Source organism: Rhodococcus sp. NPDC003322, assembly GCF_053589555.1.
On record NZ_JBSFSC010000002.1, the window covers coordinates 23102 to 38523 of the forward strand.

Consider the following 15422-nt stretch of genomic DNA (forward strand, 5'->3'; position numbering starts at 1 on the left):
CCCTAGGGGCGGATCAGCACGTCCAGTCCACGCTGGAAGTCCTCGATGCGCCGGGTGAGGGCGTGATGGCCGCCGTTGACGAGCTCGGACACCCGGACGATCCCCGCGGTGTCCGCAACCTGGTTGAGGTTGCGCGACGTCCAGTACCACGCCGCGGTGGTGAACGCGTTCTCCGGCGCCGCCAGCAGTTCGGGGTGCGCGACGAAGTCGATGCCGGTGTACTGGCTCACCTTCTCGTAGTTGTGGCGGCCGGTGATCTGGATGGCACCACGCCCCTTGTACCGCTCACCATCCCCCGGCTGAGTGTTGCCGAGGTCGGCCCGGCCCTCGTAGGCGCGCCCGGAGGCGTACTCCTCGAAGGTGCGGAACCCGTCGGACTCGACGGCGAGCTGCGCGATGAACGCCGCCTGACGGACCGGGTTGTCGATGCCACCGTGCGCCATCGCGTCGTTGAGCGGGAGGATGTACTGCGCGATCTTCTCACCCGAGATGCCGGGCACGATCCGTGCGAACTCATCCGGGGTGACCGCGAGCGGCGGCGGAGGCGGCGGCGCCGGGGCCGGGGCCGGTTCCGCCGGAACGGGTGCGGAGGCCAGCTCGACGGTGGCCTGCTCCTCCGCGGGCGTGGACTTCGTCTGCACCCACCCCGCGGACGCCGACGCGAGCCACTCACCGGACGCAGGCTCGGCCTCACCCTCGGCCGCCGGCGTCCCCCCCGGCGTGGACGCCGACCCGGCAGCGGTCAGCCCCGGGAGCTCCAGGTGCGCGAACAGGTCACCGGACTCGCGGTATCCGACCGTCACGGAGGCGACGGCGTCGGCGTTGGCGACGGGGCCGTCGCCGGTGCCGACGACCGCGGCCGCGGTTGCGATCACCGACGCGGCGGCGAGGGCGGCGCCGAAGTGGCGCGTGCGGACGAAGGACCGCGCATTCGAAACGAACATTGGTCGTGCTCCAGATTCGGCCGAGTGCGGTTTCGGCCTCCGAACGGGCGCGGGTGTCACACAGGGCGGCTTCGGCCCTCGCGAGTCACCATCACGCAGCGAAAAGGTCACGACCAGGTAACGCTGCAGGTGAAAGGATTTTCAATGAATAGTGAGCAGGGTCACATTGACAATGTATAAAAGTCCGGGCTCACATTCGCTGTCGATTCGCAGCTGCACGCCCCGACAAACACGACCGCACTCCGCCACCGCCACACCGGTCGGTATCCGACGCGAATCGGACGAGACCGGCAACCAGATCCAGAGCCGATCACACTGTACTGCAAGGTCATTCGACCGAAGACAGGCACCCCGACGCAACGAGGAGGGGCGGGAGGATCGCCTTCTCCGACCGCCCACGCCCACGCATTCCGCGTCGGTTGCCCCCGAAGACGCACCGCCGAGCGGGCAGGCCGTCGATGCGGGGCTCGTTGACCACTTCGTGATCTACACAACACAACGCCCACGGATGGCCGTGACCTTCGACGAGACGTCGGTCGCGGGCCCGTGACACATTCCGGGCCCGCGACCGACGGCCGCAGGCCCGGAAAGCTCAGACGATCCCGGCAGACGTCCTACTCCCTGCCGAGGGACACCCAACTCGGGTCCGCCGAACGCGCCCCGACGGTGATCGCGGCCAGTTCGTCGAGCCGCGCGACACGGTCCGCGGGGAGGTCGAGTTCCACCGCCGCGGCGTTCTCCTCGACCCGGGCGGCGAAACGCGTGCCCGGGATCGGCACGACCGGCAGCGCGAACTCGCGGCCCTTGGCGTAGAGCCAGGCCAGCACCACCTGGGCGGGCGTCGCGTCGGACTCGCGGGCCACCTCGCCGATCACCTCGAGCACCTTCGCATTGCCGGCGAGCGCGTCGGCATCGAATCGGGGGAACCGGCGGCGCAGGTCGGACGCACCGAGGGCGGCCGGGTCGTAGGTCCCGGTGAGGAAGCCACGGCCGACCGGCGAGTAGGGCACGAATCCGACCCCGAGTTCAGCCGCGGTCGGGACGACGTTGCGCTCGACGTCCCTGCTCCACACGCTCCACTCGCTCTGGATCGCGGCGATCGGGTGGACCGCGTGCGCCCGGCGCAGTTCGTCGCCCGTCGCCTCCGACAGACCAAGGTGCCGCACCTTGCCCGCGGCCACCAGCTCCGCCATCGCGCCGACCGTCTCCTCGATCGGAACGTTCGGATCGACCCGATGCAGGTAGTAGAGATCGACGCTGTCGACACCGAGGCGGCTCAGCGACGCGTCCAGGAAGCCCGCGACATGCTCGGGCCGCCCGTCGATCCCCCGCTGTCCGGCGGCGACGTTACCGACGAGACCGAACTTGGTGGCCAACTGCACCTCGTCGCGCCGGGTGCGCAGCACCTCACCGACGGCCTTCTCGCTCGCACCCTCCCCGTACACGTTGGCGGTGTCGAGGAAGGTGACGCCGATGTCGATCGAGTGGTGAAGTGTGGCGAGGGCCTGCGCCGGGTCCACCGGACCGTAGACCGGGGCGACCGACATGGCGCCGTAACCCTGGGCGCTGACCTCGAGTCCGTCGGCGAGTGCAAAGGTGCGAACAGTCATGGTTCGCATCCTCACCCACCGCGCACCGGAACGCACGGTCTGAAATCAGCGTGATCGCAGCGAACCGCCGCGCACCGGGTCAGATCCGCCGCAGCGCCAGCACCGGAATGGTGCGGACGCCCCTGGTCCGCTGCTCGTACTCGGCGAATCCCGGGTAGCGCCCGGCCTGCTCGGCGTAGATGCGGTCGCGGTCCGGGCCGGTCACCTCGGTGACGGTCACCCGGTACGTCTCGGTACCGCGCTCGATCTCGGCTTCGCCCGCCGCGGTCACGTTGAAATACCAGGCCGGGTTCTTCGGAGCACCCGCCAAGGTGGCGAAGACATAGATCGTGTCCGGGTCCTGGTTGTCGGGCAGGTACATCACCGGATTCACCACGTGGCGGCCGCTCTTGCGACCACGGTGATGGAGCAACACCAGCGGCGCGCCCTCGAACTGCCCGCCGACCCGGCCCTCGTTGGCCCGGAACTCGGCGATGATCTTCGTGTTCCAGTCGTCGTTGTCACTCATGACGTCCATCGTCGTCCAGCCGGCCCGCATTCGCGAGACACACGGCGGCGGGGCGGCACCGTCGTCCAGGTGCCGCCCCGCCGGGTTCCGCGCGGCTACCGCTCGATGATCGCGGTGACGCCCTGCCCGCCTGCCGCGCAGATGGAGATCAGACCGCGGCCGGATCCCTTCTCCGCCAACATCTTTGCCAGCGAGGCCACGATGCGTCCACCGGTCGCGGCGAACGGATGTCCGGCCGCGAGCGAGGAGCCGTTGACGTTGAGCTTGCTGCGGTCGATCTTGCCGAGCGCGCCGTCGAGACCGAGCCGCTCCTTGCAGTACTCGTCCGACTCCCACGCCTGCAGGGTCGCGAGGACGACCGAGGCGAACGCCTCGTGGATCTCGTAGTAGTCGAAGTCCTGCAGCGTCAGTCCGTTTCGGGCGAGCAGCCGCGGCACCGCGTAGGTGGGCGCCATCAGCAGTCCGTCGTCTCCGTGCACGTAGTCGACGGCCGCGGTCTCCGAGTCCACCAGGTGCGCGAGCACCGGCAGGTTGCGCTGCGCGGCCCACTCGTCGGTGGACAGCAGCACCGCCGAGGCGCCGTCGGTGAGCGGGGTGGAGTTGCCGGCCGTCATCGTCGCGTCGCCGAGCTTGGTGCCGAACACCGGCTTGAGTGTCGCCAGCTTCTCCACCGTCGACCCGGGGCGCAGGTTGTCGTCGCGGGTCAGGCCGAGGAACGGGGTGACCAGGTCGTCGAAGAAGCCGCGGTCGTACGCGGCGGCCATGTTCTTGTGGCTGGCGGCGGCCAGCTCGTCCTGGTCCTCGCGGCGGACGCCGAACTCCTTGGCGGTGATCGCGGCGTGCTCGCCCATCGACAGCCCGGTCCGCGGCTCGCCGTTGCGGGGGATCTCGATGCCGACCATGGACGGGCGGACGTGTCCGAGCAGCTTGACGCGGTCCGCGGTGGTCCGGGCGCGGTTGACCGAGAGCAGGAACTCGCGCAGTTCGTTGTTCACCCCGATCGGGGCGTCGGAGGTGGTGTCGCTGCCGCCGCCGACACCGGCGTCGATGCGGCCGGCCGCGATCGCGTCGCCGACCGCGATGACCGACTGCAGACCGGTGCCGCACGCCTGCTGCAGGTCGTACGCGGGGGTGTACGGACTCAGTGCGCTGCCGAGCACGGACTCGCGGATCAGGTTGAAGTCACGGCTGTGCTTGAGCACCGCGCCGCCGACGACCATGCCGAGCCGCTCGCCCTGCAGGTTGAACCGGCTGACCAGGCCGTCCAGCGTGGCGGTGAACATGTCCTGGTTGGACGCCTGCGCGTACGCCTTGTCCGAACGCGCGAACGGGATACGGTTGCCGCCGACGATGGCGACGGGGCGAAGCCCGCGCCCGCCGGTGGACGCGGCGGCCGGCTTCTTGGTGGAACGCGCTCTGGTGGTCACGGTGTCTCCATCTGGACGAGGTCTCGATGTCGAGGCTGTGCCTCGACACCAAACTTACTTCAGAGTAAGTTCATTGTCGACACCGCACCCGGTGCCCGGGTGCACGAAATACCGACCAAGAAGGTGGACCGTGGCAGCCAGCAAGGGCGCTCCCGACCTCTACTCCCAGTTCCTCAACTCCGCGCCGGGCGCGTTCATCGCCAAGCAGGCCGGGCTGCCGCAGCCGGAGCACCTGCGCCGCTACAAGGCGGGCGAGCCCGCCCTGGCGGGCCCGATCCTCATCGGCGGCCACGGCCGCCTCGTCGAGCCACTGCGCGAACTGCTCTCCGACTACCCCGCCTCGCAGCCGCACGACGACCGCCACGGCGCCCTCGTCTTCGACGCCACCGGCATCTCCCAGGTCACCGACCTGGTGCAGCTGTTCGAGTTCTACCAGCCGGTGATCCGCAATCTCGCGCCGTGCGCCCGCGTCGTCGTCCTGGGCACCACCCCCGAAGAGACCGGCGGCGTCGACGAGCACATCGCCCAGCGTGCACTCGAGGGCTTCACCCGCAGCATCGGCAAGGAGATCAAGCGCGGCGCCACCGCCCAGCTCGTGTACGTCTCCCCGAAGGCGTCCGCCGGGCTGTCCGGGGTCGAGTCCACCCTGCGCTTCCTGCTCTCGGCCAAGTCCGCATTCGTCTCCGGCCAGGTCATCCGGATCGGCGGCGCCGACGCGACGGCGCCGCAGTCCTGGGAGAAGCCCCTCGACGGCAAGGTCGCCGTCGTCACCGGCGCCGCCCGCGGCATCGGCGCGACAATCGCCGAAGTGCTGTCCCGCGACGGCGCGCACGTGGTGTGCGCGGACATCCCCGCCGCAGGCGAGGCGCTGTCCGAGACCGCGAACAAGGTCGGCGGCACGTCCCTCGCACTCGACGTCACCGCCGCGGACGCCGCCGACACGCTCGCCACCCACCTGCTCGAGCGGCACGGCGGCGCGGACATCATCGTCCACAACGCAGGCATCACCCGGGACAAGACCCTCGCCAACATGGACGAGGCACGCTGGAACATGGTGATCGGCGTGAACCTGCTTGCGCCGCAGAAGATCACCGACCACCTCGTCGCGAAGGGCGCGCTCAAGGAGGGAGGCCGCGTGATCGACGTGTCCTCCATCGCCGGCATCGCGGGCAATCGCGGCCAGACCAACTACGGCACCTCCAAGGCCGGTGTCATCGGCCTGGTGCAGGCCACCGCGCCGGTGCTGGCGGAGAAGAACATCACCATCAACGCCGTCGCGCCCGGCTTCATCGAGACGGCGATGACCGCGGCGATCCCGTTCGCGACCCGCGAGGCCGGCCGCCGGATGTCCTCGCTGCTGCAGGGCGGGCAGACCGTCGACGTGGCCGAGACGGTCGCGTACTTCGCCAGCCCCGCGTCGAACGCCGTCACCGGTCAGATCGTCCGGGTCTGCGGCCAGTCCCTGCTGGGGGCGTGATGACCGGTCGCACAGTCGAACTCACACACCAGCCGGGCGCCCTCGACAACTACGTGCGCGCCGCTGTGAGCGCGCTACCGTTCGCGAAGCCGTCCGGGCGCCGGAGCCTGCCGAAACAGACGCTGGCACTGTCGGGCCTGCGAGTCGACCATGACAACCTGGCCGCGTACGCGAAGGTGTGCGGGCTGCGGTTCGGCGACACGCTGCCGATCACGTATCCGTTCACCCTCGTGTTCCCGACCGTGATGCGTCTGCTCACCTCACGCGAGTTCCCTTTCCCGGCAATCGGTTCCGTGCACATCGACAACGTGATCGAGCAGCTGCGGCCGATCTCGGTGAGCGAGCCGCTCGACATCGCGGTGCACGCCGAGAACCTGCGCCCGCATGCGAAGGGAACCCAGGTCGACCTCGTCAGCGAGGTCTCGGTGGGGCGTGAACTGGTGTGGCGCCAGGTCAGCACCTTCCTGAAGATGCATGCCACCGACGCACCCAAGGAACCGAAGACCGAGCACGAGGACGAGACACCGCCGCGGCCGATGCGCACCCTGCGGGTGGACCAGAAGACCGTCAGCCGCTACGCCGCGGTCTCCGGGGACCGCAACCCCATCCACGTCTCGTCGCTGGGCGCCAAGGCCTTCGGGTTCCCGGGCACCATCGCGCACGGAATGTGGAGCGCCGCCGCGATCCTCGGCGCCGTCGAGGGTCGCATCCCGGATTCCGTGACCTACCGCGTGAAGTTCGGCAAGCCGGTGGTGCTGCCTGCGACGGTGAACGTCTACGCCGAGCAGGTCGCGAGCTCCGCCGAATCTGCCGGCAGCGGATGGGACCTCGCGTTGCGGCACCCGAAGAAGGGTTACCCGCACCTGACTGCCACCCTGCGCTGACGGCGACCCGCCGGGTCAAGGGCACCTTCGTTCGGCCTGACCGCACGAGGGTGCCCTTCAGCCCGAAGGCGGGGGCAACAGCGGCGAGGGCCTATTTCTTCTTGCCGGCCAGGCCGCGCCAGGCGAGGGCCTCGAGCAGGTCCGCGGCCTTCTCGACTGCGATCTCGCCGCCGGCGACGCGGTCCGCGACCGCCTCGCCCGCGCCGACCAGAGCGACGGCCATGATGCCGAAATCGGTGTCGGGCTCGGGCTCCTTGGTGCTCGACTCGAGCAGTTTCGCGGTCAGTTCGATCAGCCGGTCACGGCTGGTGCGGACCTGCGTCGCGAACGTCTGCTCCCCCATCGACTGGCGGTACAGCACCATCCAGGACGACCGGTGCTCGCCGACGAACCCGAGGAACCCGACCAGCGCGGCCCGCAGCTGCTCGCGGGGCGTCAGATTGGGGTCGGCGGCGGGCGTGATGGCCTCGACGAACCGCTGCCCCTCACGGGCGATGCAGGCGGAGAACAGTTCGTCCTTCGAGCCGTAGTACAGGTACAGCATCGGCTTGGAGATCTCGGCGGCCGCGGCGATCGCGTCCATCGAGGTGTCGTGGTAGCCCTTGGCGGAGAACACCTCGACGGCGGCGTCGAGCATCTGCTGCTCGCGCACCGCGCGCGGGAGCCGTTTGGTTCCGCCGGCCATCGTTCCTCCAGAGTCTGCGGCGCCGACCGTGGTCGGTCCCCAGGGGTCGATCTTACTCTAGAGTAAGAATGGGTGGGTCACCTGCCATTCTGCCCCGACACGCGGCGAGGGAAGTGCACCGCCCCACCGTCAGCAGTGCACGACACCCTTCGCAGTCGCCACCCGCAGCACCGACGCATCGACCTGCGCCTGCGGCAGCCGGCCCGCCGCGACCTCGCTCTCGAGATGGTCGAGAACCTCCGGCACCTCGGCCGTCGTCAACCACAGGGCGACGTCCGCGCCCGCCTCCAGAGCCGCCGCGACGGCCTGCGGCACACTGAGCCGGTCGGTGATCGCCTTCATCCCGGACAGGTCGTCGGTGAAGATCGGCCCGTCGAAAGCCGGTGCGCCGTACCCGGTGCCGGTCCGCAGCAGCGACATCGCCGCCGGACTGATGCTCGCAGGCACCCCCGGCGCGGTCAGACCGGGCACGTCCAGGTGCCCGACCATCACCCCGACCCCGGTGGTGACGAGCGTGCGGTATGGCACCAGGTCGTGGGTCTGCAACTCCGCCAGGGGCGGGGTGGTGACCGCGCCGGTGTGCGAATCCCCCGACGCCGACCCGTGGCCCGGGAAGTGCTTGATCACCGGCAGCACCCCGGCGTCGCGCAGGCCGCGGGCGTACTCCCCGGCGTACTGCGTCACCACGTCCGGATCGTCGGAGAACGACCGGTCCCCGATCACCGAGTTCGCGGGCTGGTCGCTCACGTCGACGACCGGGGCGAAATCGACGGTGATCCCGAGGCCGTGCAGGCCGCGGCCCCGTTCCAGCGCCATCTCGTAGGTCTGTTCGGGTGTCATCGTCTGTGCGACCGTCCGGGGTGCGGGGTCCTCGCCGAGCAGGTCCGCGACCCGCGACACCCGGCCACCCTCCTCGTCGATGCTCACCATCACCGGCACCTTCGCGACCGCCTGCACCTGCGGCACCTGACGGTTCGCCAGCATCGTCTCGTCGGTCCAGCTGCCGACGAAGACGCCACCGACCTGCTCGTCCCGCACGACCGCGACGGCGTCGGCGGTCCCCGCCACCCCGACGTTGAGCAGCTGCGCGAGCCGCTGCCGCGGCGTCAGCCCGGCCAGGAAGTCGGCGCCGCAGGGCGCGCCCGTGAGCGGCGCGGCGGCGGCGCTGCTCTGCGGGGCAGAGGTCGTGGTGAGGTCGGTCGTCTCCGCCGACTCCGCCGCCGGGGTCGTCGCCGTCGTCTCGGTTCCCGAGTCGCCGCAGCCCGCCACCAGCCCGAGGCCGAGCAGCAGCGGAAGAACACGGAACGAGCAGATGCGGGTCATGACAGCGAGCCTAGGGCGTGTCTCCTGATCCCTCTCGGATGCATCTGGCGAAGCAATCGTCGTCCCGTAAGGCGGAGGAGAAGCCGATACCGCTGTTGTATCGGCGCCGACGACAACGCAACGGGGCGGCGATTGGGCGCCAGAGGCGCCGAAACGGGGATTGGGAGACATGCCCTGGGACCTGCCGACCGGACGCGTCCCGCGGCGACCGCGCTCGCCCCGGCCCGACGGGTAGCCTGACAGCAGGATCGTCCCCCCGACTCCAGGAGGTCTCGATGCCAGCGGACCTGATACTCATCGCATACGACGGAACCGACAATTCCAAGCGCGCAATCGAATACGCCGGCCGTTTCCTCAGCGCCGACCGCGCGATCGTGATCACCGCGTGGGAACCGATGGTGCGCCAGGCCGCCCGGATGTCCGGGCTGTCGGGGGTCATGCAGCCCGAGTGGGTTCCCGACGAGGACACCGAGGACATCGCCCTCACCGACGCCAAGACCGTCAACTGCGAGGGCCTCGACCTGGCGCGCAGTGCGGGCCTGAACGCGGAGGGCCGCACCATCGAGTGCGTCACCACCGTCTGGACCACGATCGTCGAGGTCGCCGACCAACTCGACGCCGACATCATCGTCACCGGCACCCGCGGAACCACGGGGCTGAAATCGCTGCTGCAGTCCTCCGTCGCCGACCACGTGCTGCGGCACAGCCACCGGCCGGTGCTGATCGTCCCGCCCGGCAAATAACCTCGCACCCGAGTGAACGGATTCCTCCTCTCCCGCGCCGACCGGACCCTGCGCACCGCGGGAGGCCGGGCGCGCTTCGACACCGTCGACGCCGCCGTGGACGCGCTGGCCGCGGGCGACGTCCCGCTCGTGGTGGGGGCGCTTCCGTTCGATCCGGCCGGCCCGGCCGCGCTGACCGCCCCCGAGACCGCCCGGTTCGACGCCGGTCCGTGGCGTCCCGACGCGGTGCCCGCGCCGCCCCGCGCACGGATCACCGCCACGATTCCCGCACCCGACGAACACCGGAAGCGGGTTGCCGCGCTGGTGTCCCGGTTGCGGGCCGGTGAGCTGGACAAGGTGGTCGCTGCCCGCTCGGTGGTGGTCGAGACCGACACCGAGATGCGTCCGTGGCCGCTGCTGGCGCGGCTGGTCGCCCGCGACCCCGGCGGCAACGGCTTCGGCGTCGACCTGTCTGCCGCGGGGGGCGAGTACATCGGCCGGTCACTGGTCGGGGCCAGCCCGGAACTGCTGCTCGAACGCGTCGGCCGCGAGATCCGCTGCTTTCCGCTCGCGGGCACCGCGCCCCGCCACTCCGACCCCGACGTCGACAGGGCGGAGGGTGACCGTCTGCTCTCGTCGGCGAAGAACCTCGCCGAGCACGCGTTCGTCACCGACCGCATCCGCGCGGTCCTCGCACCGCTGTGCACCGAGCTGACGGTGCCGCGGCCGCAACTGATCGGCACCGGCCAGGTGTGGCACCTGGGCACCCCCATCCGCGGCCTGCTCCGTGACCCCGTTCCCACCGCGCTGGAACTGGCCCGCCTGCTCCACCCCACCCCGGCCGTGTGCGGCACCCCACTGCAAGCCGCACTGGACGTGATCCGCGAGGTGGAGGAGCCGCGCGGCTTCTACGGCGGCGCCGCGGGCTGGTGCGACGCCGACGGCGACGGGGTGTGGGTGGTCGCGATCCGCTGCGCCGAACTCGACGCCGACGGACGCCGGTTGCGGGCCTGGGCCGGCGGCGGAATCGTCGCCGCGTCCGATCCCGTGGGCGAACTGGCCGAGACCACCGCCAAGCTCGGCACCCTGCTGTCGGCGCTCGACATCACGATCTGAATTCGCCTGCCGCCCCGAAACGGACCGGGCGGGTGATACCTTGGCGCGAACGTTTCCGTCAGGCAGCAGCAATTGGGAGATCCGAGATGAAGTTCCTTGTCCCCGGTGTGGCAAGTGCAGTGATCGGCGCGGTCCTCGGACTGGCCACCGTCTTCGGCGTCACCGCAGCCGCCTCGGACAACACCCGCCCGGACATCGACCGGACCGGGAACGCGAACTCGTCGCTGCTGAACCAGGTGGAGTACGGCAGCCGTTAACAGCACCACTAAGGGCGAGTGGCAGGGTCACTCGCCGATCTCCATCCCCCACGACGCGATCACCGAGACGCCGACCACCGCACCGCTGACCCGGCGGTGGCTGGTCGGCGCCTCGGTCGTCGCGTTTCTGCTCGCATTCGCTCAGGCGCCGGGCCGACTGGTCGCCGACACCAAGTACGACCTGACGCAGAACCCGCTCGGCTTCCTCGAGCGGGCGTCGCACCAGTGGTCGTCGCTCGCACCCCTCGGGCAGGTGCAGAACCAGGCCTACGGCTACTTCTTCCCGCACGGCGCCTTCTTCGGCGTCGGACACGTCCTGCACGTCCCGCCGTGGATCACCCAGCGGATCTGGTGGGCACTGCTGCTCATCGCCGGATTCTGGGGCATCATCCGGCTCGCCGAGGCGCTCGGTGTCGGCTCCCGCAGCTCCCGCATCATCGCGGCGATCGCCTTCGTGCTCTCACCGCGCGTCCTGACCACCCTCGGCTCGATCTCCTCCGAGACGCTGCCGATGATGCTCGCCCCGTGGGTGCTGCTGCCGGTGGTCCTGGCCCTGCAGGCGCCTTCGGCGCTCGTGCGTGGTTCGGGGGTCGCTGGACCCGCAAACCACGCACGAGCAGCGCAGCTGCCTCGGCTGGCGGCGCAGTCGGCGGTCGCGGTCGCGCTGATGGGCGCGGTGAACGCCGTCGCAACCGCGGCGGCGTGCCTTGTGACCGCCCTGTGGTGGATCGCGCACCGGCCGAACCGGCGCTGGTGGGTGTTCACCGCGTGGTGGCTTCCGCTGTGCGTGGTTGCCACGGTGTGGTGGATCGTGCCGCTGCTGCTGCTCGGCAAGGTCAGTCCGCCGTTCCTCGACTACATCGAGTCGTCCGGGGTGACGACGCAGTGGACCAGCCTGACCGAGGTGCTGCGCGGCACCGACAGCTGGACCCCGTTCGTCTCCCCCGAACGGATCGCAGGCGCCGTGCTCGTCACGCAGCCCGCCGCCGTCGTGGCGACCGGCGCGCTCGCCGCCGCCGGGATGGCCGGCCTGGCGATGCGGTCGATGCCCGCGAAGGGCCGGCTGACGCTGATCCTGTTCGTCGGTCTCGCCGGGCTCGGCGCCGGCTACGTCGGAGAACTCGGATCACCGATCGCCGACACCGTCCGCACGTTCCTGGACTCCGGCGGCGCGCCGCTGCGCAACGTGCACAAGCTCGAACCGCTGGTCCGGCTGCCGCTCGTGCTCGGCCTCGCACACCTGCTGGCGAAGGTGCCCCTCCCCGGATCGGTGCCGACGCGACGCTGGCGCAGCGCGTTCGCCCACCCCGAACGCGAACCGATGGTGGCGGTGACCAGCCTGATCCTGGTCGCGCTCACGCTCGCGACGTCGCTCGCGTGGACCGGCAAGCTCGCTCCCCGCGGCGCCTACGACGAGGTCCCCGCCTACTGGCACGAGGCCGCCGACTGGCTCGGCGACCACGCCGCCGGCGCCTCACCCGACGGGTCGGACGCCGCCCGCGCGCTGGTGGTGCCGGGGGCGCCGTTCGCCGCGCAGGTGTGGGGCCTGACCCGGGACGAGCCCCTGCAGGCCCTCGCGTCGACCCCGTGGGCGTCCCGCGACGCGGTGCCGCTGGTGCCGCCCGGCGCGATCCGCGCCCTCGACTCCGTCCAGCGCCTGATCGCCGACGGCAGCCCGTCCGCCGGGCTCGCGCAGACCCTGCTCGGGCAGGGCATCCGGTTCGTCGTGGTCCGCAACGACCTCGACCCCGAGTCGTCCCGGTCCACCCGGCCCCTGCTTGTGCACCGGGCGATCGAGGGCTCCCCCGGCCTGACCCGCGTCGCGACGTTCGGGGAGGACGTCGGCCCGGGCGAGGTGGAGGGCATCGTCGCCGACGGCGACCTGCGGCCCCGCTACCCGGCAATCGAAATCTTCCGGGTCGACGCCCCGGAGTCGGACCCCGCCGCACCGCCCGCGGGCCCGTACACCGTCGACCTGGCCGATGTCCCGTTCGTGCAGGGCGGCCCCGAATCGCTCCAACGGCTGGCGGCCCGGCGCGCGCAGGACGGAGACGGGGTGCCCGCCGGTCCGGTGCTGCTTGCCGCGGACGCCGCCCGCGCCGGACTGCCGATGGACACCGTCACCGTCACCGACACCCCCACCGACCGGGAGACCGACTTCGGGCAGGTCGACAACCACAGCTCCGCGCTGCGCGACCCGGACGACGCGCGCCGGACCCACAACCTGGTCGCGGACTACCCCGTCGACGGAGCGGAGCTGGTCACCGGCCGGTGGGAGGGTGCCCGGATCACCGTGTCGAGTTCGGCGGCCGACGCCACCCAGCTCGGCGGGACGGCACCGGGCAGCGGACCGGCCGCGGTCGTGGACGGCGACCAGGCCACCGGCTGGTTCAGCAACGGCCTGGAAAGCGCTCTGGGGCAATGGCTTCGAATCGACTTCGACGAGCCGGTCACGAGCGCGCTGCTGCACCTGCGGACCAGCGCGGCCGCTCTCGGTGTGCCCGTCAAGCAGCTCGAGGTCACCACCGCCAACGGCAGCACCGCCGTCCGGGTTTCCGAACCCGGGGAGCCACTCAAGGTGTCGCTGCCGCCGGGCCGCACCGACTGGGTGAAGATCACCGCCACCCACACCGAGGACGGTTCCGTCGGAACGCAGTTCGGAATCAGCGAGCTGTCCGTCGACGACTTCACCGACCGCGACGATCCGGTGACGGTGCCGATCCGGCACCACACCGTCCTGCCGCCGACCCCCGCCGGCGCGACCGTCCTCGGCTGGGACCTCGGCCAGGAACTGCCCGGCCGCACCGCCTGCGTCGAGGCGGAGGACCAGGTGCGCTGCCACCCCGGACTCGCCCTGCAGCCGGAGGAGCCCGGCGTCTTCGAACGCACCCTGTCAGTGCCGCAGGACACCGCGGTGGCACCGCGCCTGCTGGTCCGCTCGCGCCAGGGCCCCGAACTCGAGGCGATCCTCGCCGACCCGGCCCGGCCGCGGGCGAGCGGCGACGCAGCCGTGTCGGACGTGCGCAGTTCCCCGGCCGCAGCCGTCGACGGCGACAGGCGGACCAGCTGGACCGCCTCCCGCGACAGCATCGACGGCAAGGGCCCGAAGCCGACGATCACACTGACCCTGCCGGCACCCGTGGAGGTCTCCGGGCTGGAACTGACCCCGAGTGCCGGGGCACTTCCCGCCCGCGCCACCCGCGTCGCCGTCGACCTCGGCGCCGGCCCACAGGTGCGGGACCTGACCGACGGCGACCGGATCGCACTGACCCCGAGGGTCACCGACCGCATCGTGGTCAGCATCGTCGACTGGGACGACGTGCTGGACCAGACCGCGCTCGGCTTCGCGCAGCCGGCGCCGCCCGGATTTGCCGAGATCGGCGTGCTCGGCACCGACGCCGAGGGCGCGACCGTCACCGTCGCGGGCACCGGAATCTCGGACGTCCCGGCCGGTGACCGCACCGTCACGGTCGGGTGCGCGGACGGCCCGGTCGTCTCGTTCGCCGGGTCCGTGGTGCACACCACCGTCTCCGCGACCGCTCTGCAGTTGCGTTCCGGCGCACCCGTTCCCGCGACGGTGTGCGCGGTCGACGGACCGTTCGGGCCGGCCGAGCCCACCGCACCGGTTCCGCTGCCCGCGGGATCACCGTCGGTGGTGGTGGCGCCCGGACCCGCGTTCACCGTCGACGGACTCCGCCTCGACGCCGCCGCGCCGACATCCACCCCGCAACGCCTCGACCCCGTGTCGACCACCGCCTGGACGGCGAACCACCGCGAACTGACCGTCACGGCCGGCGCCGAGGACCGGCTCCTGGTGAACCCGGAGTCGCAGAACATCGGCTGGGTCGCCACCGCCCCGGACGGCACCGAACTGGCCCCGGTCGTGGTGGACGGCTGGCAGCAGGGCTGGATCGTGCCGGCCGGCACCGACGGCACCGTCACCCTCGAGTTCCCCACCGACCGCTGGTACCGGCTCGGCATCTTCGCCGGACTGCTCGCGCTGATCCCGCTGTTCGTGTTCGCGCTGTGGCCCCGGCGCCGGCCGGGACGCGATCCCGGGCCTGCGCCGCGCACCTGGCACAGCACCGCTGCCGGGGCCGCGGGCGTGCTGGCCACCGCGACGGTGGTGGCCGGCTGGCCCGGCGCGCTGGTCGCGGTCGCGGTCCTCGCCGCGGTCGCGGGCATCGGCCGGGCGCGCGGACCCGTGACCGCGGCCCGTGTCCTGGTCGGCGCCGCGGGGATCGGCACCGCGGTCGGCGCCGCGCTGCTCTCGACCGGGCCGTGGCGGTTCCCCGGCGGCTACGTCGGGCACTCGTGGCTGGTTCAGCTGACGGCGCTGGTCGCGGTCGTCGCGGTCGGATGGTCCGCGGTGCCGCTGTCAGCGACCGCCGCACGCCGCCTGGCCTCCCGCCGGGCCAGGGCGCGGCGCGCCGGCTCCTCGACCAGCGCGTAACTCGCGGACGCCACCG

The 15422-nt window shown here is 71.5% G+C and carries 12 protein-coding genes; 6 read left to right on the top strand and 6 right to left on the bottom strand.

Annotation, left to right across the window (positions count from 1 at the left end):
* Positions 1–2: 2 nt before the first annotated feature.
* The 4 genes from ACWDUM_RS06530 to ACWDUM_RS06545 all read right to left on the bottom strand — a co-directional run bounded on the left by ACWDUM_RS06530 (position 3) and on the right by ACWDUM_RS06545 (position 4489).
* A complete protein-coding gene (locus tag ACWDUM_RS06530; RefSeq protein WP_450133354.1) occupies positions 3–944 on the bottom strand; it encodes a glycoside hydrolase family 19 protein in 942 nt (313 codons plus the stop codon).
* 614 nt (positions 945–1558) lie between these two features.
* Positions 1559–2554: an aldo/keto reductase gene (locus ACWDUM_RS06535; RefSeq protein WP_450133355.1), complete on the bottom strand. Its 996-nt coding sequence runs from the start codon at positions 2552–2554 to the stop codon at positions 1559–1561.
* A gap of 79 nt (positions 2555–2633) precedes the next feature.
* Positions 2634–3062: a nitroreductase family deazaflavin-dependent oxidoreductase gene (locus tag ACWDUM_RS06540; protein WP_450133356.1), complete on the bottom strand. Its 429-nt coding sequence runs from the start codon at positions 3060–3062 to the stop codon at positions 2634–2636.
* A 95-nt stretch (positions 3063–3157) separates the two neighbouring features.
* Positions 3158–4489 (bottom strand): acetyl-CoA C-acetyltransferase, encoded by a 1332-nt coding sequence (locus ACWDUM_RS06545; protein WP_450133357.1) that lies wholly within the window; start codon positions 4487–4489, stop codon positions 3158–3160.
* Positions 4490–4619: 130 nt separating this feature from the next.
* On the opposite strand from ACWDUM_RS06545, the gene ACWDUM_RS06550 reads away from it, so the two are divergent.
* Both ACWDUM_RS06550 and ACWDUM_RS06555 read left to right on the top strand, forming a co-directional pair.
* Positions 4620–5966 carry a 3-oxoacyl-ACP reductase gene (locus ACWDUM_RS06550; protein ID WP_450133358.1) on the top strand — a complete coding sequence of 449 codons (1347 nt, stop codon included), beginning with the start codon at positions 4620–4622 and terminating at the stop codon, positions 5964–5966.
* A complete protein-coding gene (locus tag ACWDUM_RS06555; RefSeq protein WP_450112019.1) occupies positions 5966–6850 on the top strand; it encodes a MaoC/PaaZ C-terminal domain-containing protein in 885 nt (294 codons plus the stop codon). Before ACWDUM_RS06550 ends, ACWDUM_RS06555 begins: the two co-directional genes overlap by 1 nt.
* A gap of 91 nt (positions 6851–6941) precedes the next feature.
* On the opposite strand, the gene ACWDUM_RS06560 is transcribed toward ACWDUM_RS06555, so the two are convergent.
* Both ACWDUM_RS06560 and ACWDUM_RS06565 read right to left on the bottom strand, forming a co-directional pair.
* On the bottom strand, positions 6942–7535 hold the full coding sequence (locus tag ACWDUM_RS06560) for a TetR/AcrR family transcriptional regulator (RefSeq protein ID WP_450112018.1): 594 nt from the start codon (positions 7533–7535) through the stop codon (positions 6942–6944).
* A gap of 129 nt (positions 7536–7664) precedes the next feature.
* The gene (locus tag ACWDUM_RS06565; protein ID WP_450133359.1) at positions 7665–8858 is read right to left on the bottom strand and encodes a glycoside hydrolase family 3 N-terminal domain-containing protein; all 1194 of its coding nucleotides are present in this window, start codon (positions 8856–8858) and stop codon (positions 7665–7667) included.
* Positions 8859–9133: 275 nt separating this feature from the next.
* Between ACWDUM_RS06565 and ACWDUM_RS06570 the strand changes: the two genes are divergently transcribed.
* The 4 genes from ACWDUM_RS06570 (at position 9134) to ACWDUM_RS06585 (ending at position 15406) form a co-directional block, all read left to right on the top strand.
* Positions 9134–9601 carry a universal stress protein gene (locus ACWDUM_RS06570; RefSeq protein WP_450133360.1) on the top strand — a complete coding sequence of 156 codons (468 nt, stop codon included), beginning with the start codon at positions 9134–9136 and terminating at the stop codon, positions 9599–9601.
* A 12-nt stretch (positions 9602–9613) separates the two neighbouring features.
* Positions 9614–10696: an isochorismate synthase gene (locus tag ACWDUM_RS06575; protein WP_450133361.1), complete on the top strand. Its 1083-nt coding sequence runs from the start codon at positions 9614–9616 to the stop codon at positions 10694–10696.
* An 86-nt stretch (positions 10697–10782) separates the two neighbouring features.
* Positions 10783–10953, top strand: a complete 171-nt coding sequence (locus ACWDUM_RS06580) for a DUF2613 domain-containing protein (RefSeq protein WP_450112014.1) — start codon at positions 10783–10785, stop codon at positions 10951–10953.
* 58 nt (positions 10954–11011) lie between these two features.
* Positions 11012–15406 carry an alpha-(1->3)-arabinofuranosyltransferase gene (locus tag ACWDUM_RS06585; protein ID WP_450134166.1) on the top strand — a complete coding sequence of 1465 codons (4395 nt, stop codon included), beginning with the start codon at positions 11012–11014 and terminating at the stop codon, positions 15404–15406.
* Positions 15407–15422 lie beyond the last annotated feature (16 nt).